Origin of the sequence: Pseudomonas sp. R4-34-07 (genome assembly GCF_003852375.1) — a bacterium.
In the GTDB taxonomy this organism is placed as follows: domain Bacteria; phylum Pseudomonadota; class Gammaproteobacteria; order Pseudomonadales; family Pseudomonadaceae; genus Aquipseudomonas.
Map to the genome: position 1 here is coordinate 4,744,428 of NZ_CP027760.1, position 21,934 is coordinate 4,766,361.

General features: G+C 61.6%; 16 protein-coding genes. 11 read left to right on the top strand and 5 right to left on the bottom strand.

Going from position 1 to position 21,934, the window contains the following annotated elements; genetic code table 11:
- The first annotated feature begins 117 nt into the window (after window positions 1–117).
- The 3 genes from C4J85_RS21860 (at window position 118) to C4J85_RS21870 (ending at window position 3,848) form a co-directional block, all read left to right on the top strand.
- Complete coding sequence (locus C4J85_RS21860; protein ID WP_124410688.1) at window positions 118–930, top strand: inner membrane protein YpjD; 813 nt, start codon at window positions 118–120, stop codon at window positions 928–930.
- A 12-nt stretch (window positions 931–942) separates the two neighbouring features.
- Window positions 943–2,181, top strand: a complete 1,239-nt coding sequence (locus C4J85_RS21865; RefSeq protein WP_124410689.1) for a transporter associated domain-containing protein — start codon at window positions 943–945, stop codon at window positions 2,179–2,181.
- Between the two features lie 356 nt (window positions 2,182–2,537).
- Window positions 2,538–3,848, top strand: a complete 1,311-nt coding sequence (locus C4J85_RS21870; protein ID WP_124364262.1) for an MFS transporter — start codon at window positions 2,538–2,540, stop codon at window positions 3,846–3,848.
- Window positions 3,849–3,965: 117 nt separating this feature from the next.
- Here C4J85_RS21870 and purT read toward each other — a convergent pair whose 3' ends face one another.
- The 5 genes from purT to C4J85_RS21905 all read right to left on the bottom strand — a co-directional run bounded on the left by purT (window position 3,966) and on the right by C4J85_RS21905 (window position 7,157).
- Entirely contained in the window at window positions 3,966–5,147 is a 1,182-nt protein-coding gene (gene purT, locus C4J85_RS21880; protein WP_017139720.1) for a formate-dependent phosphoribosylglycinamide formyltransferase, read from the bottom strand.
- A gap of 69 nt (window positions 5,148–5,216) precedes the next feature.
- A complete protein-coding gene (locus tag C4J85_RS21885) occupies window positions 5,217–5,684 on the bottom strand; it encodes a VUT family protein (RefSeq protein ID WP_124371747.1) in 468 nt (155 codons plus the stop codon).
- A 109-nt stretch (window positions 5,685–5,793) separates the two neighbouring features.
- On the bottom strand, window positions 5,794–5,997 hold the full coding sequence (locus C4J85_RS21895; RefSeq protein WP_124410691.1) for a DUF1289 domain-containing protein: 204 nt from the start codon (window positions 5,995–5,997) through the stop codon (window positions 5,794–5,796).
- Window positions 5,994–6,518, bottom strand: coding sequence for a gamma carbonic anhydrase family protein (locus C4J85_RS21900; protein ID WP_124405187.1), 525 nt, complete (start codon window positions 6,516–6,518; stop codon window positions 5,994–5,996). Before C4J85_RS21900 ends, C4J85_RS21895 begins: the two co-directional genes overlap by 4 nt.
- Window positions 6,519–6,554: 36 nt before the next feature.
- Window positions 6,555–7,157 (bottom strand): CoA pyrophosphatase, encoded by a 603-nt coding sequence (locus tag C4J85_RS21905; RefSeq protein WP_016971944.1) that lies wholly within the window; start codon window positions 7,155–7,157, stop codon window positions 6,555–6,557.
- Between the two features lie 146 nt (window positions 7,158–7,303).
- Between C4J85_RS21905 and C4J85_RS21910 the strand changes: the two genes are divergently transcribed.
- The 8 genes from C4J85_RS21910 to C4J85_RS21945 all read left to right on the top strand — a co-directional run bounded on the left by C4J85_RS21910 (window position 7,304) and on the right by C4J85_RS21945 (window position 21,895).
- Entirely contained in the window at window positions 7,304–7,852 is a 549-nt protein-coding gene (locus tag C4J85_RS21910) for an NUDIX hydrolase (protein ID WP_124368238.1), read from the top strand.
- Between the two features lie 37 nt (window positions 7,853–7,889).
- Complete coding sequence (locus C4J85_RS21915; RefSeq protein WP_124371751.1) at window positions 7,890–8,393, top strand: murein L,D-transpeptidase family protein; 504 nt, start codon at window positions 7,890–7,892, stop codon at window positions 8,391–8,393.
- A gap of 261 nt (window positions 8,394–8,654) precedes the next feature.
- Window positions 8,655–9,386 (top strand): GntR family transcriptional regulator, encoded by a 732-nt coding sequence (locus C4J85_RS21920; protein WP_124364270.1) that lies wholly within the window; start codon window positions 8,655–8,657, stop codon window positions 9,384–9,386.
- A 36-nt stretch (window positions 9,387–9,422) separates the two neighbouring features.
- Window positions 9,423–10,529, top strand: coding sequence for an N-acetylglucosamine-6-phosphate deacetylase (gene nagA / locus C4J85_RS21925; protein WP_124410692.1), 1,107 nt, complete (start codon window positions 9,423–9,425; stop codon window positions 10,527–10,529).
- Window positions 10,522–11,532, top strand: coding sequence for an SIS domain-containing protein (locus tag C4J85_RS21930; protein ID WP_124369019.1), 1,011 nt, complete (start codon window positions 10,522–10,524; stop codon window positions 11,530–11,532). Before nagA ends, C4J85_RS21930 begins: the two co-directional genes overlap by 8 nt.
- A gap of 36 nt (window positions 11,533–11,568) precedes the next feature.
- A complete protein-coding gene (gene ptsP, locus C4J85_RS21935) occupies window positions 11,569–14,082 on the top strand; it encodes a phosphoenolpyruvate--protein phosphotransferase (protein WP_124410693.1) in 2,514 nt (837 codons plus the stop codon).
- Window positions 14,083–14,108: 26 nt separating this feature from the next.
- Window positions 14,109–15,815 carry an N-acetylglucosamine-specific PTS transporter subunit IIBC gene (nagE, locus tag C4J85_RS21940; RefSeq protein ID WP_124410694.1) on the top strand — a complete coding sequence of 569 codons (1,707 nt, stop codon included), beginning with the start codon at window positions 14,109–14,111 and terminating at the stop codon, window positions 15,813–15,815.
- Window positions 15,816–15,895: 80 nt separating this feature from the next.
- Window positions 15,896–21,895: a membrane-targeted effector domain-containing toxin gene (locus C4J85_RS21945; protein WP_177413574.1), complete on the top strand. Its 6,000-nt coding sequence runs from the start codon at window positions 15,896–15,898 to the stop codon at window positions 21,893–21,895.
- Window positions 21,896–21,934 lie beyond the last annotated feature (39 nt).

Here is a 21,934-nt window from a genome sequence, read left to right on the forward strand (position 1 = left end):
GTCGCGGATTATAGCGAAGACTGCGTCCATGCACACCCGCTGTCTGGCCCAGGAGTCTTTCGTGCAGCGCAGGTGTGTGCCAAACTCAGCGCCTTTCGGGCTTGCCTATCAGGATTTATGCTCCCCTTGTCACCCAGTTTGCTACCCAGCCTCGCCGCCGCCATCGTGTATGCCGCTGCGACTCTCTATCAGGGCTCTCGTCTGGCCCATGGCACCAAAGCGGACAAACGTCTGCTGGTCGGCCTTGGCGTGCTGGCCCTGCTGGCCCATGCGGCCAGTCTGTTCACCCACCTGCTGACCCCGGTTGGCCTGGGCCTGGATTTTTTCAGCGCCGCCAGCCTGATCGCCGCCGCCGTGATCGCATTGACGCTGCTGGCGTGCTACCGGATTCCGGTCGAAAACCTGCTCGTTCTTCTATTCCCGCTGGGCATGCTCACGGTGCTGCTGGCGCAGTTCGCGCCCACCGGCACCGTCCAGGTGATCGATGAAGAGCCGGGCATCCTCGCGCATATCCTGCTGTCGATCCTGGCCTACGGCATGTTCACCATCGCGGTGTTCCAGTCGCTGCTGGTGCTGTTGCAAGACCACCAGCTCAAGCACAAGCACCCGTCCGGGCTGATCAAGAACTTCCCGCCGCTGCAAACCATGGAAAGCCTGCTGTTCGGTTTTCTGTGGGCCGGCTGGACCTTGTTGTCGCTGTCGCTGATTTCCGGCTGGCTGTTCGTCGAAAACCTGTTCGCCCAGCATCTGGTGCACAAAACCTTGCTGGCTTGCCTGGCCTGGGTGGTATTCAGCGTATTGCTGTGGGGCCGCAACCGCCTCGGCTGGCGTGGGCACAAGGCCATCCGCTGGACCCTGGCCGGTTTCTGCCTGCTGATGCTGGCCTATTTCGGCAGCAAGCTGGTTCGCGAATACATCCTGCATATCTGACGGGCGGCGATCATGGACAACTTGCCCCTTGGGCCGATGCTCGCCGTAATTGCCCTGCTGACTTTATGGGCGGCGCTGTTTACCGCCATCGAAGCCGCGCAACAACATCTGCTGGCCCTGCGCCCCGGCACACGCCAGGGCGACAAGGCCGCCGCGCGCCTGAGCTTCCCGCGCCACAGCCTGATCCTGTGCAACAGCCTGTGTCGCGCAGCCGTCGTGATTCTCTGCACGCTGCTGGCGATCTATGCCTGGGCCCAAAACGGGCCGTGGCTCGGCTGGTTGATCTCGTGCGCGTTGCTGCTGATCCTCGCCGACTACCTGCCCCGCGCCCTGGCTACCCGTTATCCACAGGCCATACTGGGCTTCGGTAACGCCCTGCTGGGCGTGCCGCTGAAAATCCTCTATCCCGCCGCCTGGCTGCTCAATGGCATCAGCCTGCTGTTGCTGCGCCCGTTCGCGCGCAAGCCGGGCATAGTGAAAAAGAGCGACGAACCTTCGTCCGACCACGACGACGAGCCGCAGCACGACGCCGACCAAGAGCGCATGCCCAGCATGCCGGGCATCCATGCCCTGGACAACATCACCGTCAACGACATCCTGGTGCCACGCAGCGAAGTGGACGGCATCAACCTGGATGACCCGATCGAAGACATCATCGAGCAACTGCGCACCTCCCAGCGCACGCGGCTGCCGGTGTTCCACAGCGATATCAACCAGGTCGAAGCGGTGCTCAACACCCGTCAGGTCCAGCATCTACTGCCCGATGCCAGCCTAACCAAGGCAGCGCTGCTCGCCGCCTGTCACGAACCCTACTTCGTGCCGGAGAGCACGCCTCTGCAGCTGCAACTGCTGAATTTCCATAAGCAGCAGCGGCGCCTGGGCATGGTGGTGGACGAGTACGGCGAAGTGCTGGGCATCGTGACCCTGGAAGATATCCTGGAAGAAATCGTCGGCGAATTCGAAAGCGACCAGGCGGTGGATAACCCCCATGTCGAAGCCCAACCCGATGGCCGCTACATCATCGACGGCGCTGCCTCGATCCGCGAACTGAACAAAAGCCTGGGCTGGCACCTGCCCAGCGACGGCCCCAAGACCCTCAACGGTTTGGTGACCGAAGCGCTGGAGACCATTCCGGACTGCGCGGTATGCCTGAAGATTGGCCGTTATCGCCTGGAAATCCTCGAGACAGAGGACAACCGGGTGAGCAAGGTGCTGATCTGGCATACCAGCCACGTGCCCGTCGCCGCATAACCTCCTGACACACAAGAACTCAATGTGGGAGGGGGCTTGCCCCCGATGGCGGTGTATCAGTCTGCTCATCTATAACTGATCTACCGCAATCGGGGGCAAGCCCCCTCCCACATTTTGAATTGCAGCGCTCCAGCTACTTGTTGTAATTCCAAACCCCTTCCTATAATCCCTGCGGCTTACCCAAGCCCCCGCCCGACCGCGTGCTACCCGCACTCAGCGCGTCCAGGCAGCGCTTCACCCTGTCCGAGCGGTGTTTGCTCCCATCCCGAGCCACCCCGCGCACAACCCTGATCCATGGGTGTTCGACCAATAATAATCCGCGTCCAAACGCGCAATGACCAATCCGGGATACTGCCATGAGCACCACGTATAACGAGGCCGCAACCGCCGCCCCGACCAACTCGACGGCCCGTGTGGCCACCGCGAGCATCGTCGGCACCGCCATTGAGTTCTACGACTTCTATATCTACGCCACGGCTGCGGCGCTAGTCATCGGCCCGGTGTTCTTCCCGCAAACGTCCGGCACCGCGCAGATGCTGGCGTCGTTCCTCACATTCGGTATCGCATTCATAGCGCGCCCACTGGGTTCGGCGCTGTTCGGCCACTTTGGCGACCGTATCGGCCGCAAGTCGACGTTGGTGGCCTCCCTGCTGCTGATGGGCGTGTGCACCACCCTGATCGGCTTGCTGCCGGGCTACGACAGCATTGGCGCCTGGGCACCGATTCTGTTGTGTGTATTGCGCTTCGGCCAAGGCCTGGGCTTGGGCGGGGAATGGGGCGGCGCGGCATTGCTGGCCACCGAGAATGCCCCCAAGGGCAAGCGCGCCTGGTTCGGCATGTTCCCGCAACTGGGCCCGTCGATCGGGTTCCTGGCGGCCAACGGCTTGTTCCTGATCCTGGCCATGAGCCTGAACGACGAGCAGTTCCGCAGCTGGGGCTGGCGCATTCCGTTCATCCTCAGCGCGGCGTTGGTGATGGTGGGCCTGTACGCACGGCTCAAGCTGCACGAGACGCCGGTGTTCGCCAATGCCGTGGCCAAGGAAAAACCGGTGAAAGTGCCGCTGGTGGAACTGTTCAGCCAGCATTGGCTGCCGGTGCTGCTGGGCGCTGCGTCGATGGTGGTGTGCTATGCGCTGTTCTATATCACCACGGCGTTTTCCCTGAGCTACGGGGTGTCGACCCTCGGCTACAGCCGTGAAACCTTCCTCGGCCTGTTGTGCTTCGCAGTGCTGTTCATGGGCCTGGCGACGCCGCTGGCAGCGCTGGCCAGCGACCGCTACGGGCGCAAGCCGGTGCTGATTGTCGGCGCGGTCCTGGCAATCCTGTCGGGCTTTACCATGGAGCCGCTGCTGACCCACGGTTCAACCTGGGCCGTGGCGCTGTTCCTGGCGCTGGAGCTGTTCCTGATGGGCGTGACTTTCGCGCCGATGGGCGCGCTGCTGCCGGAACTGTTCCCGACCCGCGTGCGTTATACCGGCGCGTCGGCGGCGTATAACCTGGGTGGGATCGTGGGGGCGTCGGCCGCGCCGTTCTTCGCGACCAAGCTGGTGGCGATGGGCGGGCTGAGTTATGTCGGTGGGTATGTGTCGGCGGCAGCGTTGCTCAGTCTGATTGCGGTGCTGTGCCTGAAAGAGACGCGGGATAATGATTTGAATCGCGTCGCCTGATGATCGTTCTCACGCTCTGCGTGGGAATGCAGCCCAGGACGCTCTGCGTCCCAAAGCATGATGTAGAGCGTCACAAGAGGCATTCCCACGCGGAGCGTGGGAACGATCAAGCTGAGGTTACAGCTCTACCACAACCGCCTTGGAAGCCCGGGTCGCCTTGGCTCGAGCCGCTTCAATCGACTCATCCCGCGCCAACGCCACGCCCATGCGGCGCTGACCATTGACCTCAGGCTTGCCAAACAGACGCAACGCCGTATCCGGCTCGCTCAAGGCCGCGCCCAGATTGGCGAATGCCGTCTGCGTCGACTGCCCTTCCACCAGGATCACCGCCGATGCCGAAGGCCCGAACTGACGGATCAATGGGATCGGCAGGCCCAGGATGGCGCGAGCGTGCAGCGCAAATTGCGACAGGTCCTGAGAAATCAGGGTCACAAGGCCGGTGTCATGCGGGCGCGGCGACACTTCGCTGAACCACACCTGGTCACCCTTGATGAACAGCTCAACGCCAAACAGACCACGGCCACCCAGGGCTTCGGTCACCGCTTTGGCAACCCGCTCGGATTCGGCCAGGGCAATCGGGCTCATGGCTTGGGGCTGCCAGGATTCCTGGTAGTCGCCCTTCTCCTGCCGGTGGCCCACGGGCGCACAGAAAGTGGTGCCCCCGATGTGGCGCACGGTCAGCAGGGTGATTTCGTAGTCGAAGTCGATAAAGCCTTCGATGATCACCCGGCCCTTGCCGGCCCGCCCGCCTTCCTGGGCGTAATCCCAGGCTTTCTGTACATCGTCCGCGCTGCGCAGCAGGCTCTGGCCCTTGCCCGAGGAACTCATCACCGGCTTGACCACGCAGGGAAAGCCCAGGTCTTGCACGGCCTTGCTGTAGTCCTCGAAGGTGTCGGCGAAGTGGTACGGCGAGGTCGGCAGGTCCAGCTCTTCGGCGGCCAGGCGACGGATGCCTTCGCGGTTCATGGTCAGCGATGTGGCACGCGCGGTCGGGATCACGGTGAAGCCTTCGGCTTCCAGCTCGACCAGGGTAGCGGTGGCGATGGCTTCGATTTCCGGCACGATGAAGTGCGGCTTCTCCGCCTCGATCACGGCGCGCAATGCGGCGCCATCGAGCATGTTGATCACATGGCTACGGTGCGCAACCTGCATGGCCGGCGCATTGGCGTAGCGATCCACGGCAATCACTTCAACGCCCAGGCGTTGCAGTTCGATTACCACTTCCTTGCCCAGCTCACCGCAGCCACACAGCAAAACGCGGGTCGCGGTTGGCGACAATGGAGTTCCGATTCGGGTCATCTCAGGTCCTCAGGGGAGCGGATCAGGGGGAGAAAGGCCGGCATTTTACATGAACTGCACACGTTGGCCTCAATTGGCGACGGCGCGCCGGCGGATGCGCCAGGCCATGATCAGCCACACCACGGTGACACCGGCGAATTTCGACACCAGCGCCGTGCCCGCCACGGCCGGCGTCAGCGCACCGATCAAGCCGAAGAAGATAAACGTATCGAGGGGAATGCTCAGCGCCGAACTTATCCACAGGCGGTCGTGCAGCGGGCGCCGGGTGATGCTGAACACCAGCCAGTCGATGCACTCGGACACCGCAAAGGCCGTGGCGCTGGCCAGGGCGATGGAAGGGTCGGAGGTGATATACGACAGCACCAGCGCCGCCAGCATGGCGATGATCGCGCCGTGACCGAAGCGGGTTTGCACCATGTCGCGCAGGATAAACACCAGGCCGCCCCAGGCGGACCAGATGACGTCCAGGTGCGGCGCGGTGGAAAAGGCGAAGTTGATCAGCACGACGCTGCTGATGTAGGCGACCAAGAAGAGCATGGGGCGATAGAACCTGTAGGAGCGAGCTTGCTCGCGAAAAACGTCAACGAATACGCGGGAAGCCTGACTATACGCGGTGTTCTTGCGTTTTTCGCGAGCAAGCTCGCTCCTACAGAGGCATCATCCACACCACCCCACTCGCCACCGCCCGCTCATGGCACAACCCCAGCACCACCCGGCGCTCGGCATTGTCCATGCGGCTCCACCGCGTAATCTCATCCACGTTGCGCTGGCAGCCGATGCAAATATCGTCATCATCCAGCGCGCAAATGCTCACGCACGGCGAGGCGACCGGGCGTTCGACCGCACTCATTCTGCCTGCTCGACCAGGTCACGCGCATACCGCTGCGCGTTATGCACATAGTGCGCGGCACTGGCTTCAAGCATGCGTTTCTGCGCCTCGGTCAGCTCACGCACCACCTTGCCCGGCGAGCCCATCACCAGCGAGCCATCGGGAATTTCCTTGCCTTCGCCGATCAATGAATTGGCGCCGATGATGCAGTGTTTGCCGATCTTTGCGCCGTTGAGGATTACCGCGTTAATACCGATCAGGCTGTAGTCGCCCACCGTGCAGCCGTGCAGCATGGCGTTATGGCCGATGGTCACGCCGGTGCCGAGGGTCAGTGGGTAGCCCATGTCGGTATGCATCACGCTGCCGTCCTGCACGTTGCTGTTCTTGCCGATCAGGATCAGTTCGTTGTCGCCGCGCAATACCGCGTTGAACCACACGTTGGCGCCCTCCTCCAGCCTGACCTTGCCCACCAGCGTGGCATTGGGCGCCACCCAGCTCTGTGGATGGGTCTCGACACAGGCATCGCCCAGGCGGTATTTCATGGTTTTCCCTCACGGCTTTGCCATTCAAACGACGGCTTAGATATTGATGAAGCTCTTGGGTGGCTGGTGCAGGCTGATCTTGGCATCGTCATAGAGCAGGTTGATCAGCTCGACGATCATGATTGCCGTCAGGCCCCAGATCTTGTATTCGCCGAACCTGTAGCTGGGCACATACCAGCTGCGGCCCTGGTAATCGATGCGGTGGGTGTGCTCGCGCGGGTCCTGGCGGAAAAAATCCAGGGGCACGCTGAAGACCGCTGCGATCTCGGCGTCGTTGGCCAGGTATTCGACGTAGTCGGGGATGACGCCCACGTACGGCGTCACGCGGATGCCGTGCAGGGAGATCAACGGGCTCAACGGCCCGATGACTTCGACCAGCCCCGGCGGCAGGCCGATTTCTTCTTCGGCTTCGCGCAGGGCGGTAAAAATCAGGTCCGGGTCTTCGGGGTCGCGGCGCCCGCCGGGAAAGGCCACTTCGCCACCGTGGGTCGACAGGCCGCTGGCGCGCAGGGTCAGGATCAGCTCGGGTTCGTCACTGCGAGTAATCGGTACCAGCACCGCGGCCTCGGGGAAACGCCCGTCAGTCTCCAGGGTGTGGGGAGTGTGATTGCTTACCCGGCGAAGTAGCTCGTCCAGCATGAGTCATCTCGGTCTGTTGGCTACCTTGCATCATGCACCAAAGCGGGCGGGCGCCCAACCCCAAAACCAGCGGCATGTCGCTAAACGACAACTTGCAGCGTCCTGCCTGCCAAGCCAAGATAGGCCCACTCTCCAGGAACCCCAGCATGAACTTCTGCAGCCAGTGCGGTAAACCGGTTATCCAACGCATCCCCGAAGGCGACGCACGCCTGCGCTATGTCTGCGATCACTGCGCGACCATTCACTACCAGAACCCCAATATCGTCGCCGGTACCCTGCCGGTATGGGGCGACAAAGTGCTGCTGTGCCGCCGCGCCATCGAGCCGCGCCTGGGTTACTGGACCCTGCCCGCAGGCTTTATGGAAAACGGTGAAACCGTGGCCCAGGCGGCCATGCGCGAGACGCTGGAAGAAGCCTGCGCCCGCGTGCGCAACCTGAGCCTCTATACGCTGATCGACGTGCCGCACATCAGCCAGGTGCATATTTTCTATCGCGCAGAGCTGGTCGACATGGACTTCGCCGCAGGCCAGGAAAGCCTGGAAGTGAAGCTGTTCGCTGAAGCCGATATCCCTTGGTCCGAGCTGGCTTTCCGCACGGTCGGGCGTACCTTAGAATGCTTCTTCGCTGACCGTCGGCAACAGCTGTTCCCGGTGCGCAGCGAGTCGGTGCCACCCCTGTCCAAGCCCGCCCAATAACAAGCCGGCCACTCATCGCCAAAGGGAAACCGTTTCAATGCGTTGGTTGCTTGCTCTTCTCTGCCTGTCGTTCGCTACCCTGTCCTCGGCCTCCACGGTGGAAACGCTCGGCGGCAAAACCGTCGAAAAAGTCCTGGTGCTTAAATCCGCCCACCAGTTGCAGCTGATCAACGACGGCAAGCCCCTCAAGACCTATCGCATTTCCCTGGGTAAAAACCCCAAGGGCCACAAGCTGTTCGAGGGCGACCGCCGCACGCCCGAAGGCCTCTACTGGATCGATTGGCGCAAGACCAGCGAGCGCTTCAACCTGGCCATGCACATCTCCTACCCCAACATCAGCGACGCCGCCCGCGCCCGCCGCGAAGGGGTGAAGCCGGGCAGCATGATCATGATCCACGGCACCCCGGACACCGAGGATTACCCGGAACAGTGGTTCCACACCCTGGACTGGACCGACGGCTGCATCGGCATGCGCAATGTGGATATGCGTGAGGTCTGGAGCCTGGTCAAGGACGGCACCCTGATCGAGATTCGGCCCTGATCTGCGACCACTCGTAAAATAATTCGAAAATATTTCCTGCCCCGAGCAGCACCCGCCGGTGAATACCAGTTCACCGTGCGGGCTACGCCGTCGTGCGCGCCATGAAGACCTTTCTAATACCACTTTGTGCCAGGCACCGTTGCGGTGCCTTAATCCATTGAATGCACCGTTGTGGCTGCATTGACATGGTATTTAAGTGGTATTAATTTCCGACCCATACCGGGCGACAACACTCCAATAACCGCATCGGAAACCTGACAGATGAATCCCATTCTGGCCTTGCGCCCCGACGACAAACAATCCACGCCGCTGTACCTGCAATTGGCGCGCAAGCTCGAAGCGGCGATCCATGCCGGCCAGTGGACCTCCGAGCAAGCCCTGCCGTCGGAGCGTGCGCTCAGCGAGCAGTTGAGCATTTCTCGGGTCACCGCCCGCAAAGCGTTGGAAGTGCTGTTTGAGCAGGGCCTGATCCGCCGCAGCCAGGGCTCCGGCACCTTTATCACGCCACGCCTGGAACAGCCGCTGTCGCGTCTGTCGGGGTTCAGCGAGATGCTGCGCCTCAAGGGCTTTGTGCCCGGCTCCCAATGGCTTGAACGCGACATCACCCCGCCGACCCATGAAGAACTGATCCGCCTGTGCCTGTCGACCAATGACAAAGTGGCGCGCCTCAAGCGCCTGCGCAAAGCCGACGACACGGTCATGGCCATTGAAATGACCGCTGTCCCCGCTTCGGTGCTGCCACAGCCGCAGGCCTTGGGCAGCTCGCTGTACGAATACTTCGACAGTATCGGCAAGCCCATCGTCCGTGCCCTGCAGCACGTACAGGCGATCAACGCATCGGATGAATTCGCCAAGTTGGTGGGCATCGCCCCCGGCACCGCCATGCTGCTGATGACCCGGGTCGGCTACACGCTGGATAACACCCCCATAGAAATCACCGACACCTATTGCCGCAACGACTACTACGACTTTGTCGCAGAGCTGCGTAGGTAAGACTTGCCGCCGCATCGCGGCTTTAGAGAACTGCCCATGTCCGAAGACAACATCCTTACGTCCAGCGGCTGGATCCGCGGCCGCCTGGTGCACGAGCACGGCAAGGTCGTCGCCATCGAAGGCACGCCTTGCAATCCGGCCGACAACGACCTGCCCTACCTGCTGCCCGGCTTTATCGACCTGCATGTGCACGGCGGCGGCGGCAAAGACATCATGGAAGGCGTCGAGGCCTTCGAGACCATCACCCGCACCCATGTGCGATTTGGTACCACCTCGCTGCTGGCCACTACCATGACCGCGCCGGTCGACGAAATCTCCCGCGTGCTCGGCCAGCTCGGCACCTTCTGCGAGCAGCGTCCTACCGGCAGCGCTCGCGTGCTCGGGGTGCACCTGGAAGGCCCCTACATCAATCCGGGAAAACTCGGCGCCCAACCCAACTTCGCCCACACCGCCTTGATGGCCGAAGTCGAAGCCTACCTGCGCCTGGCGCCGATCCGCGTGATCACCATTGCGCCGGAGATCGCCGGCCACGACAGCCTGATCCGCGCCCTCAGCCAACGCGGCGTGCGCATGCAGATCGGCCACACCCTGGGCAGTTATGAAGAAGGCGTGGCCGCCCTCGCCGCCGGCGCCACCAGCTTTACCCATTTGTACAACGCCATGAGCCCGCTGCATCACCGCGAGCCGGGCATCGTCGGCGCCGCGCTGGCCCACGCCACCTACGCCGAGTTGATTCCCGACCTGCTGCACGTACACCCCGGCGCCATGCGCGTGGCGCTGCGCTCGATCCCTTGCCTGTATTGCGTCACCGACTCCACCGCCGCCGCCGGCATGCCCGATGGCGAATACAAACTGGGCAGCCACACCGTGACCAAATGCCTGGGCGGCGTGCGCCTGGCGGACGGCACCCTGGCCGGCTCCACCCTGACCATGGACCAGGCGCTGCGCAACCTGGTGAAGATCGGCCTGCCAATCAGCGAAGCCTCACAACGCCTGTCGCAATTTCCTGCGGACTACTTGGGCCTGGAAGAACGCGGTCGCCTGCAACCCGGCAGCTTTGCCGACTGCGTGCGCCTGGACCGCTCCCTGAGACTCACCGACGTAATGGTCGAAGGAGAAACCATTGACTTCAAAAATGCTTGAAGAGGCGCTGGCCTCCTGTGACGCCGTCGCGGCGCAACTGCAACGCCTGGAGCCGATACTCGAAGACGTCGCCGGTCGCCTGCGCCGCCAGCCGCCGCAAGTGGCGATGACCGTTGCGCGTGGCAGTTCGGACCATGCCGCCAGCTACTTCGCCTACCTGGCCATGCAGCACGTGGGCATTCCGGTGGCGTCGCTGCCGATGTCGGTGGTGACCTTGTTGCAAGCGCCGATGAAAGTCAGCGGCCAGGTGGCATTTGGTTTCTCGCAATCGGGGCAAAGCCCGGACCTGGTCAACAGCCTGCGCCTGCTGCGCAAACGCGGGGCCTTGAGCATCTCGATGGTCAACGCCGAAGACTCGCCGCTGCAAGCCGCCTGTGAGTTCCATGTGCCGCTGTGTGCCGGGCCGGAACTCAGTGTGGCCGCCACCAAGAGCTTTATCGCCACGCTCAGCGCCAGCGCGATGCTGGTTGGCCACTGGAACCAGGAAGCCGACCTGCTGCAAGCCTGCAAGGCGCTGCCCGACGGCCTGCGTGACGCGGCCAAACAGGATTGGCGCGCGGCCATCGAGGCGCTCAAAGACAGCCAGCGCTTGATGGTGATCGGCCGTGGCGCCGGTTTTGCCGTCGCCCAGGAAGCCGCGCTCAAGCTCAAGGAAACCTCGGCGATCCAGGCCGAAGCCTTCAGCAGCGCCGAAGTGCGCCACGGGCCGATGGCCTTGATCGACGCAGATTACCCGTTGCTGGTGTTCGCCCCACGCGGCGCCGAGCAGGCCGGCCTGCTGACCCTGGCCGCCGATATGCGCCAGCGCGGCGCCCGTGTGTTGCTGGCGGCGCCGGACGATGTCGCCGAACGCGACCTGACCCTGAGCCGCGCCGAACACCCGAGCCTGGACCCGATCCTGGCCATCCAGAGTTTCTACGTGATGGCGGCAGGCCTGGCGCAGGCCCGGGGCATGAACCCCGACCAGCCCCGTCACCTGAGCAAAGTCACTCGCACTCACTGAGTCGATTGCCGTGTTTTCCTGATGAGTACCGTGCCCATGTCCAACAACAATAACCGACTGACCCTTAGCGCCCCCTTGAGTGGGCCGGTGCTGGCCCTGGGCAGCGTCCCCGACGAAGTGTTCGCCAGCGGCGCCATGGGCGACGGTATTGCCATCGATCCGTTGAATGACTGCCTGCACGCGCCGTGTGACGGGATGGTCATCCACGTCGCCCGCACCGGACATGCGCTGACCCTGCGCGCCGACAACGGTGCCGAAGTGCTGATGCATGTCGGCATCGACACTGTGGAACTCAATGGCGAAGGTTTTGCCTTGCTGGTGAAGGAAGGCGCGCGGGTGAGCCAGGGCCAGGCGCTGGTGCAATTTGACCTGGACCGCATTGCGCGCCAGTGCAAGAGCCTGGTGAGCTTGATCATCCTGACCAACAGCGACCGCTTCGAACTGACGCCCTGCCCGCTCAGCACGGTCAAGGTCGGGGAGCCATTGATGCAGGTGACGCTGCGCTCGAGCGCCCCCGCTCAAGCGGCTGTGGATAACTCCAGCGCTGAAGCCAGCGCCAGCGTTCGCGTCACCCATCGCGGCGGTTTGCATGCGCGCCCTGCTGCGCTGATCCGCAAGACCGCCCAGGGTTTCAGCAGCCAGGCGCACCTGCACTTCGCTGACAAGTCGGCATCGTGTGACAGCCTGATTGGCTTGATGGGATTGGGCATTGGCGAAGGTGACGAAGTACGCGTAAGTTGCCGTGGCAACGATGCCGATGCGGCGCTGCAAGGGTTGATCGCGGCGTTGTCCGTGGCGATCCGCGAAGATCACCACGCTCCTGCAGTGGCGGCCGTACCACGTCGTGTCAGTGTGGAAACCGATGTGTTGCAAGGCGTGTGCGCAGCCCCCGGCCTGGTGTGCGGCCCGCTGTTTCGCCTGACCGGCATCGAGCTGCCGGAAGACACCGGTAACCATTCGGCCGACGAACAAAAGCAGCGTCTCGACACGGCACTGGAGCAGGTGCGCGGCGAAATCCGCAGCACCCTGGACCACGCCCGCCAACGCAAGAACGTCGACGAAGAAGAGATCTTCGCCGCCCACCTCGCGCTGCTGGAAGACCCGGCATTGCTGCAAGCCGCTGCCGACGCCATTGCCCAGGGCAGCGCCGCCACCCATGCCTGGCGCGATGCGATCCAGGCCCAGTGCGCGGTATTGCTGGCGCTGGGCAAGCCCTTGTTTGCCGAACGCGCCAACGACCTGCGCGACCTGCAACAACGCGTATTGCGTGCGCTGCTGGGTGAAGCCTGGCATTTCGAATTGCCCGCCGGAGCGATTGTCAGCGCCCATGAACTCACCCCCTCGGACCTGCTGCAACTGAGCGAACAGCACGCCGTGGGAATCTGCATGGCCGAGGGCGGCGCCACGTCCCACGTCGCAATTCTGGCGCGCGGCAAAGGTTTGCCTTGTGTGGTGGCGTTGGGTGCCGAGCTGCTCAAGGTGCCCCAGGGCCAGCGCGTGGTGCTGGACGCCGCCAATGGCCGCCTGGAACTGGCGCCCAGCGATGCTCGCCATGCTGAAGTCCACCAGATTCGTGACGCGCAGAAAGTCCGCCGCCAGCAGCAACAGGCCCAGGCCCGATTGCCGGCGCGCACCCTCGATGGCGTGAGCATTGAAATCGCCGCCAACGTCGCCTCCAGCGCCGAAGCCCAACTGGCGTTTGCAAACGGCGCCGATGGCGTCGGCCTGCTGCGCACCGAATTCCTCTTCGTCGATCGCCGCACCGCGCCGGATGAACAGGAGCAGCGCCAGGCCTATCAAGCCGTGCTGGATGCCATGGGCGACAAGTCGGTGATCATCCGCACCATCGACGTGGGCGGCGACAAGCAACTCGATTACCTGCCGCTGCCTGTCGAAGCCAACCCGGTGCTGGGCCTGCGCGGTATTCGGCTGGCCCAGGTGCGCCCGGAACTGCTCGACCAGCAACTGCGCGCGCTGCTGCAAGTCAGCCCGCTGCAGCGTTGCCGCATCCTGCTGCCGATGGTCAGCGAAGTGGATGAGCTGCTGCAGATCCGCCAGCGCCTGGATCAACTGTGCGAAGAGCTGGCACTGACTCAGCGCCCCGAACTGGGGGTGATGATCGAAGTACCCGCCGCTGCGCTCATGGCTGAGCAACTGGCCGAGCATGCGGACTTCTTGTCCATCGGCACCAATGACCTGTCCCAGTACACCCTGGCCATGGACCGCGACCACGCGGGCCTCGCCGCCCGCGTCGATGCGCTGCACCCGGCCTTGCTGCGGCTGATCGCCCAGACCTGCGCCGGTGCGGCGAAACATGGGCGCTGGGTCGGCGTATGTGGCGCCCTCGCCTCCGACCCATTGGCCACGCCGGTGCTGATCGGCCTGGGGGTCAGCGAGCTGTCGGTGAGCCCACCGCAGATCGGCGAAATCAAGGACCGCGTCCGCCACCTGGACGCGGCGCAATGCCGGCAATTGAGCCAAGGGTTGCTCGACCTGAGCAGCGCCAAGGCCGTTCGCCATGCCTGTCAACACCACTGGCCGCTGAGCTGAAAACAACAAGAATAGGGAGACACGCCATGTATCAACATTTCATCGAAGGCCTGCAACGCCTGGGCCGTGCACTGATGCTGCCGATTGCGATCCTGCCGATCGCCGGTCTCTTGCTGCGACTGGGCGACACCGACTTGCTCAACATCGCGGTGATGCACGACGCCGGGCAAGCGATCTTCGCCAACCTGGCATTGATCTTCGCCATCGGCATCGCCGTGGGATTTGCCCGTGACAATAACGGTACGGCAGGGCTGGCCGGTGCCATCGGCTACCTGGTGATGATCTCCACCCTCAAGGTGATGGATGCCAGCATCAACATGGGCATGCTCGCCGGTATCGCCAGTGGCCTGATGGCCGGTGGGCTGTATAACCGCTTCAAGGACATCAAGCTGCCGGAGTACCTGGCGTTCTTCGGCGGGCGACGGTTTGTACCGATTGTCACCGGGTTTTCGGCAGTGGGATTGGGGGTGATCTTCGGGCTGATATGGCCGCCGATCCAACACGGCATCAACAGCTTCGGCGTGTTGCTGATGGAAAGCGGCAGCCTCGGCGCGTTCGTGTTTGGCGTGTTCAACCGCCTGCTGATCGTCACCGGCCTGCACCACATCCTCAACAACATGGCGTGGTTTGTGTTCGGCAGCTTTACCGACCCGGTGACGGGCGCGGTGGTGACGGGCGATCTGACTCGATATTTTGCCGGCGATCCGAAGGGCGGCCAGTTCATGACGGGCATGTTCCCGGTGATGCTGTTCGGCTTGCCCGCCGCGTGCCTGGCGATGTACCGCAACGCCCTGCCGGAGCGCCGCAAGGTGATGGGCGGGATCTTCCTGTCGATGGCCCTGACCTCGTTCCTTACGGGGGTGACCGAGCCGATCGAATTCGCCTTCATGTTCCTCGCACCGTTCCTGTATCTGCTGCATGCGCTGCTGACCGGTCTGTCGATGGCCATTACCAACCTGCTGAACATTCACCTGGGCTTTACCTTCTCCGGTGGCTTCATCGACATGGTCCTCGGCTGGGGCAAGTCCACCAATGGCTGGCTGGTGATACCGGTGGGCCTGGCCTATGCGGTGGTCTACTACACCGTGTTTGATTTCTGTATCCGCCGCTTCAACCTGAAAACGCCTGGCCGTGAAGACATTCAGGTGGTGCAGACTGAAGCCATGACCGACAACCAGCGCGCCGGTGCCTACATTCGCGCCCTGGGCGGTGCCGCCAACCTGCTCAGTGTCGGTGCTTGCACCACGCGCCTGCGCCTGGACATGGTGGACCGTAACAAGGCCGTGGACGCCGAGCTCAAGGCCCTGGGTGCGATGGCGGTGGTTCGCCCCGGTAACGGCGGCAGCTTGCAGGTGGTAGTGGGGCCGATGGCTGACAGCATTGCCGACGAGATCCGCCTGGCGATGCCGACCTCCGGCAATACGCCGGCCCCGGTCGTGGCTACGCAACCTCCAACCTCGACCGTCGCAACAGCTCAGGCCGAGCAATGGCTGAACGCCTTGGGTGGCAGCGACAATGTGCTGCAACTGGACTGCGTGGCCATGACCCGTATTCGCTTGCAACTGGCCGATGACCAGGCGCTGTCGGAGCAGCAGCTCAAGGCTCTGGGTTGCCAGGGTGTGAGTCAGCTCGACGGTGGTATCTGGCACCTGTTGGTGGGTGATTCGGCCCAGGGTTTAAGCGCCGCTCTCAAAGCGCTTTCCAGCCGCAGCTCGGTAAGCTCCAGCGTCTGACACCGCTACCTATCTACCGCCCGACCACGGGCACGACTCTCCATGCTGAGGACTCTTGTCCCAACATGGAGAGCGTTCCTGTGAGCACCACCACCCAGGCCGTTGAAGGCATCAAAGGCAATCTCAACCAGATTGGCAATCACCTGCTCAAGATCGAAAGACCGCTTCTGCCAGAGCAAAAAGCTTCAACCGAACTGGCCTATCTGGAAACACTGAACGGCGTCCTGAAAAACTATCGGCAGCAGTTTCTGACCAAGAGCCGAGCGTTTTATCAAGCACTGGAGCCGCATGATTTACCGCAAAAACTTGCGCTGCTCAAGACGACGCTGAACGCTCATCTACAAGACCTCGATCTCTCCGAGCAGATCGGCGGTAAGTCACGCAAATCCTTCATGACCTATAACGCAGGCTTCACCGCGCTTGAGCATGAAGCCGCCCTCGGTGTCCAGGATCGCCTGTTACACCCGCTGGAACAGAAAATTCTCGAAAAGGTGTCGCTGGGATCAGCGCTACGTCCCGGCGTCTACGCACTGACTTTGCGCTACCAGGAACAGGTCGTCGAACTGGCCGGTGCCTTTGTACTCACCGAAAAATCCAACCCGCTGGCGACCGACCTGTCGCCAGGCCAGGCAGTCGGCGCAGTAATGCTGTTCACCCCTGCGCATGGAATCGAATCATTCGACTCGCTGGATAAACTCAACAACCATTTGCTGCAAGGCATGGATGACACGGCTCAGCATCGCGACTTCATGAGTCTGCTGCCTATGCGCTATCACGCCCTGACACCCGCTGGGATCTGGCCGCTGAAACTGTCGCCCATAACCGATGAACCGCTGTTCGAACACACGTATAACGCCCTGATCGACAAACGCACCCAGGACATCGACCGAGCCTTGAGCCTGGTCGATAACCCGACACAAGACGCGGTGCAGTTGATCGATGCCCTTGATCTCGCCATCACCTGCGCCCTACCCGACCTCAACGCCCGTCTGGAGTGGCGCGCTCAGCGTTTGCTGGAGCGCCACCTGCGCAACAGCGCCCCGGACTGGTATCGCAGCGCCAGCGAAACCCGGCGAGCCACCCTGGCCGAGCATCTGGCCCGCTATAACGAAGCGCGTCAGGACATGCTCGACCTGCTCAACCCTGTCGCCACGCCTGAAACCCTGGCCCGTTATCAACTGCTCGAACGCCTGAGCGATGACCTGGATATTCACCACCTGAACCCGGAACACCTGCAGGTCATCACCCGTCGCCATGTCGCCCCTATCGGCGAGTATGAACACGACCGCAATCTGATCGACCTGGCCCTGCGCGGCCTGCACACCGGTGATGAGTTGCCCGGTTCCAACTTCCTGGAAAAAACCACTCTCCTCTATAATGGCGCGCCCCTGCCCGAAGACTACGACGACCTGACACCGGCCTGGCTGGCGCAGCAGCTGAGCACACTGCAACCGCGCATCGCGTTTGGCGATATACAAATACAACTGCACAAGAAGCCCGAACTCAGACACGCCATCGAACAGATGCTCGATCAGCGGATCAACGCACTGGCCTATACCGCAGTGCTCCAGGGCCACCTGCGCGAGGACGACTTCCAACTGGTTCAAAGCCTGCGCCAGGGCAGCGATAGCCAACTGAGCGCCGCGACACTTTCACTTCATGAGGCACAACTTCAAGACTTGTGGGTATTGCGTCAGAGCGATGCCAGCGGCGTGGTCAAGCGCCTGTTGCTGTGTACTCCCGAGGCGCCTCAAGAGCAGCAATTCCAAGCATTTGACAGCGAAATCGCCTGCCAGAACCATATCCTCGGCTGGAGCCTGGACAACGGCCACAGAGAACCGCCAGGCACGCTGACCGACTATCTGATCAAAAGGGTCCCCCTGCGTTTTCGCCCGGCCATGAAACGTGTCTTGAACGGCCTGAGCTTCAAGCCCCACGCCCAGGAATACAACGAGGTGGCTTTCAACAATATCGGCAGTCATGCCGATTGCCTCAAGGCAATGTCAGCCCACGTCTTGGCAACCCGTATCGACGACTACGCACTCGGCACACCGAACTGGTTTCGCTCCACCAGCACCGACAACCGCCGGAAACTGTTGCAACTGGCCGAAGATTCCCGACACGCCTTGCGCATCTACAACGATTTGCCGTTGTCCGAAGCCCGCTACCCAAGCTTTTCCGACTACCTGCATGAACAGGCGAAAAAGAAGCTGAACGAGCTACTGGGGCGCAGGCAAAACGATGTTGATCCCGATACGGTGTGGGCCTACTCACCTGTAGCAGTGCTGGCCAAGTTGACCCCACCCCCCCTGACTTACACTGAACTTTATCGCGACGGCTACAGCCACGGCGTGGGTTTTCTCGACGAGAAATTCTCTCGATCAGCCCGTTTCAAAGGCCCGCAAGGCATTGATATCAGCCCACTGACCGCCGAAAAGGTCACACGCTCGGTCACTGGCGTGTGGATCGGCGCGCGCTACATCAACGAACTCAAAGCGAAATTGCTCGACAGGGCCAGTGCGGGCTACAGCTTTCGGCGTAACGCGACACTGGCCATCACCCAATTGCAGTTGCAAACCGCCGCCCTTGAAAGCCGCCTGCAAGGAGATATTGCCGACGTTGACCTGATATGGCTGAACCAAAGTATCGCCAGCATGGGCGAGACTTCGACACAAACACGCGGCAATTATGCGATCCACCGACTTCTGATCGACGGCGAATGGATCATCGATACCTACCTGTTCAGCCACGGCGATAACCCCGTGCTGCTCTACACACCGCAAGCGCCAGATGGCATCAGCTTTCGCGAGGCCCGGCAATTCAACTACCTGCTGAAAGAGCTACCCGGCATGATCACCTACCTCACCAGCCGCGTCGGTGTGCCGTCCCGGACACGCGTGCGCACATTCCTGGAGGAAGCGCAAAAACAGCTGCCTGAAACCCTGGATAAAACCACCGCCGGCCCAGCGCGTTACGACTCGACCCGCGCCATACCTCCAGTACTTGACCTGCGCCGGCTGCTGTATGACATGAAGCTGCAGCGCAAAATCGATGACGTGCAAGCAACCACCGTCAATCGTACCCAAATGATCGCCGGCATCCTGTGGACCTGCGTGGAGTGGGTGAGCGCCGTTGCCACGGCCCCGTTTCCGGTGCTGAGCCTGAGTTTGGGGATGCTGCTGGCTTTCAAGGACGGCATGCTGGCCTTGCACGCTTACCATCAGGGCGATGACGCAGGGGCCCTGGAACACTTGATAGGCTATCTGCTCAACAGTGCCGGCGCAGCCTTCACCGATCTGCGCCCGGCCCTCGCATCACTCAAGCAGCTAAGCAAACCGGCCTTGCGCCAGGTCGCGAAAAGAGCCCCACAGAACCCGGTCATGAAGCTGATCCAGCAATTGGAACCTGCGCCACTCCCAACCGCTGACATGCAAAGAGTGCTGTTTGACAGCGAATTCCTTTGGGCCAAAAAGACGCCGGATGAGATCGGTCGCTACTTGTTGTATCGCCTCGACCCGATCAGCGGGCAACTGGTCTCTACCACCCGTGTGGCAGCGCCAAACGCACAAGGGGTCTGGACACGTACCGGCGTCACTGGCGGAGCACCCAAGTATGAAAAACTGCCTGAAGCACCTGACACGCTGAAAAACTATGAGATGCCAGCCAAACACTGGCGCGATGTTGAACGCGTACTGGACCCGGACATCGGTGCCGCCATGCAGCAACGCGCAGATGAGTGGTTCAGCGATCCTGGCCTGCTCCCCAGTGTCGCCGCAGCACAGCTGGCACCTGCACTCAACATTTATAAACAACAAGTCGAACGTTTGACGAAGGACGCCCAGAATTTCTTCAAATACCTCGACCCTCTTGCGCCACGAGCCGACGCCCTTGCTGTCGAGGCCAACACTCAGTTCCCACAATTGATTGCCAGCGATGCCTTTGCCGCAAACCAGAACCTGGTCATCGGCGCGGTCCCCGGCTCTATCGCCAGCAAGCAATTGCTGATTGAGCAGATGGATGCGTTGATCGAAAAAGGTTTCAAGCGTCTCTATGTGGAATACCTGCCCGGCGATGTGTTTCGACCCAAGCTGGAGAAGCTTAATCGCGGCAAATCATGGAGGCATATTGAGCGGCACTTGAAGAACCTCGACAAAACCATGGGCTTCGCCGAGAACGCCGAATACTCCTACCTGGCCCTGGTACGCAAGGCGCGCGAGAAGGGCATCAGGATCAAGGCGCTGGACGCCTCGACCTCCTACCAGCTGGAGGATGCCCTGCAAATGGGCGATACCTCCCCGACCACGCCGCGGGACAACGCCATCAGAAACTTCTACTCCCATCGCGCCATCGAAGCGGATGCCCTCACCGAGCCCGACGAGCGCTGGGTTGCACTCGTGGATTCATCCCGCCTGCGTACGTTCAATAAGACACCTGGCCTGGCGGACCTGCAAAATGCCGTCGCCCTGCGGGTTGAGGACGTCGGCCCGAACCAGCCCGTGGGTATCTGGACAGACACCCCCGGATCGATACCGGGTGACCCGTCAGCCAAGGGAGACTATCGAGTGACACTGCAAACACCCTACAAAGCGCCCGCCCCTATCGAGCCGAAGGCTGGCGGCGTCAGCGCAGGACAAGTCGACCCGGTGGCCGGCACATCATCCTCGGTGCTCAATGCCAACGAGTTTGACATCCCTGTCTCCATGAGAGATGAAATTATTCGCCTGGACTACAGCAGCCGCCGTGGCCTGGATCCCGTTTACCGTCCTCGTGGCGGGGTAAAGGGGGCTGCTTTCGATACTTTTATCGAGGCGCGAACCCGGCTGCACGTCAAGGCTGAAGAGTTCTTTACCGACTACACTCCCCCCTCTCGACCGACGTTGCCCACCCTAACGGACAACACCACACCTGAATCCTTCCTGAAACAGATCAGCGACGGTTCCTTGCCGGGGCTTGTGCTGGGTGAACCCCACGGCATGGAGTCGAGCAAAAAACTGCTGATAACACAGATGGAAACCATCAAGAAGTTGGGTTTCAAGACACTCTATGTCGAACATCTGTATACCGACCTTCATCAGGCCGAACTGGAGGTGTTTCTCAAAACCCAACAGCTTCCTGACAACCTCAAGAGATACCTGAAACAACAGGACATAGGCCACATGCACTTCCGTCATGCCGGCCCTCACACCTACACAGAGGTCTACCAAGCCGCCAGCAAATACGGCATCCGTATCAGAGCCCTGGACTGCGTCGCCAGCTATAACCTCAAGGGAATGCCCGACGACGCCCGGACCAAGATGTTCAATTATTTTGCCTCACGGGTCATACACGCTGACCAGGCGGCGCATGGGCCGCATAAATGGATCGCTTTCGTCGGCAACTCACATGCCAATTACTACGCAGGGGTACCTGGGCTGGCAGAGTTACTGGAGGCGGTCAGCCTGAACGTCCGTGATGTCGCGCCTGGCCTGGGCAAAAAAATTCACCTCGGTCGCTGGGAAACACTGGATAGCATAAAGGGCCGGAGCGCATTGCGTAACGACTTCAAACTGGAGGAGGTCATTGTCGGACAGCCAGCACGTATCCCCGATGTTCCTGTCGACAGGTCAACGTTGAATGACCCGCGCCACTACCTGATCGAACGCCTATCGGACCCTGAGACCAATCTGCTGCGCTACTCCGACGCGCAGGGCATCATCTCTACGCCTATTCAGATAGACGATACCGGTCTGTTCTTTATTGATCTGGAGGGTATGGCCCATGAGCGCTTCAAATACCAGAAAGACCTGATCTACAAAGTGACAATGGACCTGCAACTGACGCCGGCGCCTGTTGTACCTGCAAAAAGGACATGGTTGAAAAAAACCGGGCACTACGTGATCGAACGGCCATCGGAAACCGAGGCTAATTTGATACACCTCTCCCGTAACGATGGCGTTATGGTCACAGCCATTCAGAAAGACGATGCAGGGAAGTATTTTATTACTCGATGGAATATGGAGCAGCGACGCTTCGACTCCGAGGACGCCCTGATCAAGTCACTCCAAATATATCCAGGTCTAAGACCCGCACCAGCACCGTAACCTGCTTTTTCGATTGCTCTCCGCTGTCTGGAGAGCAAT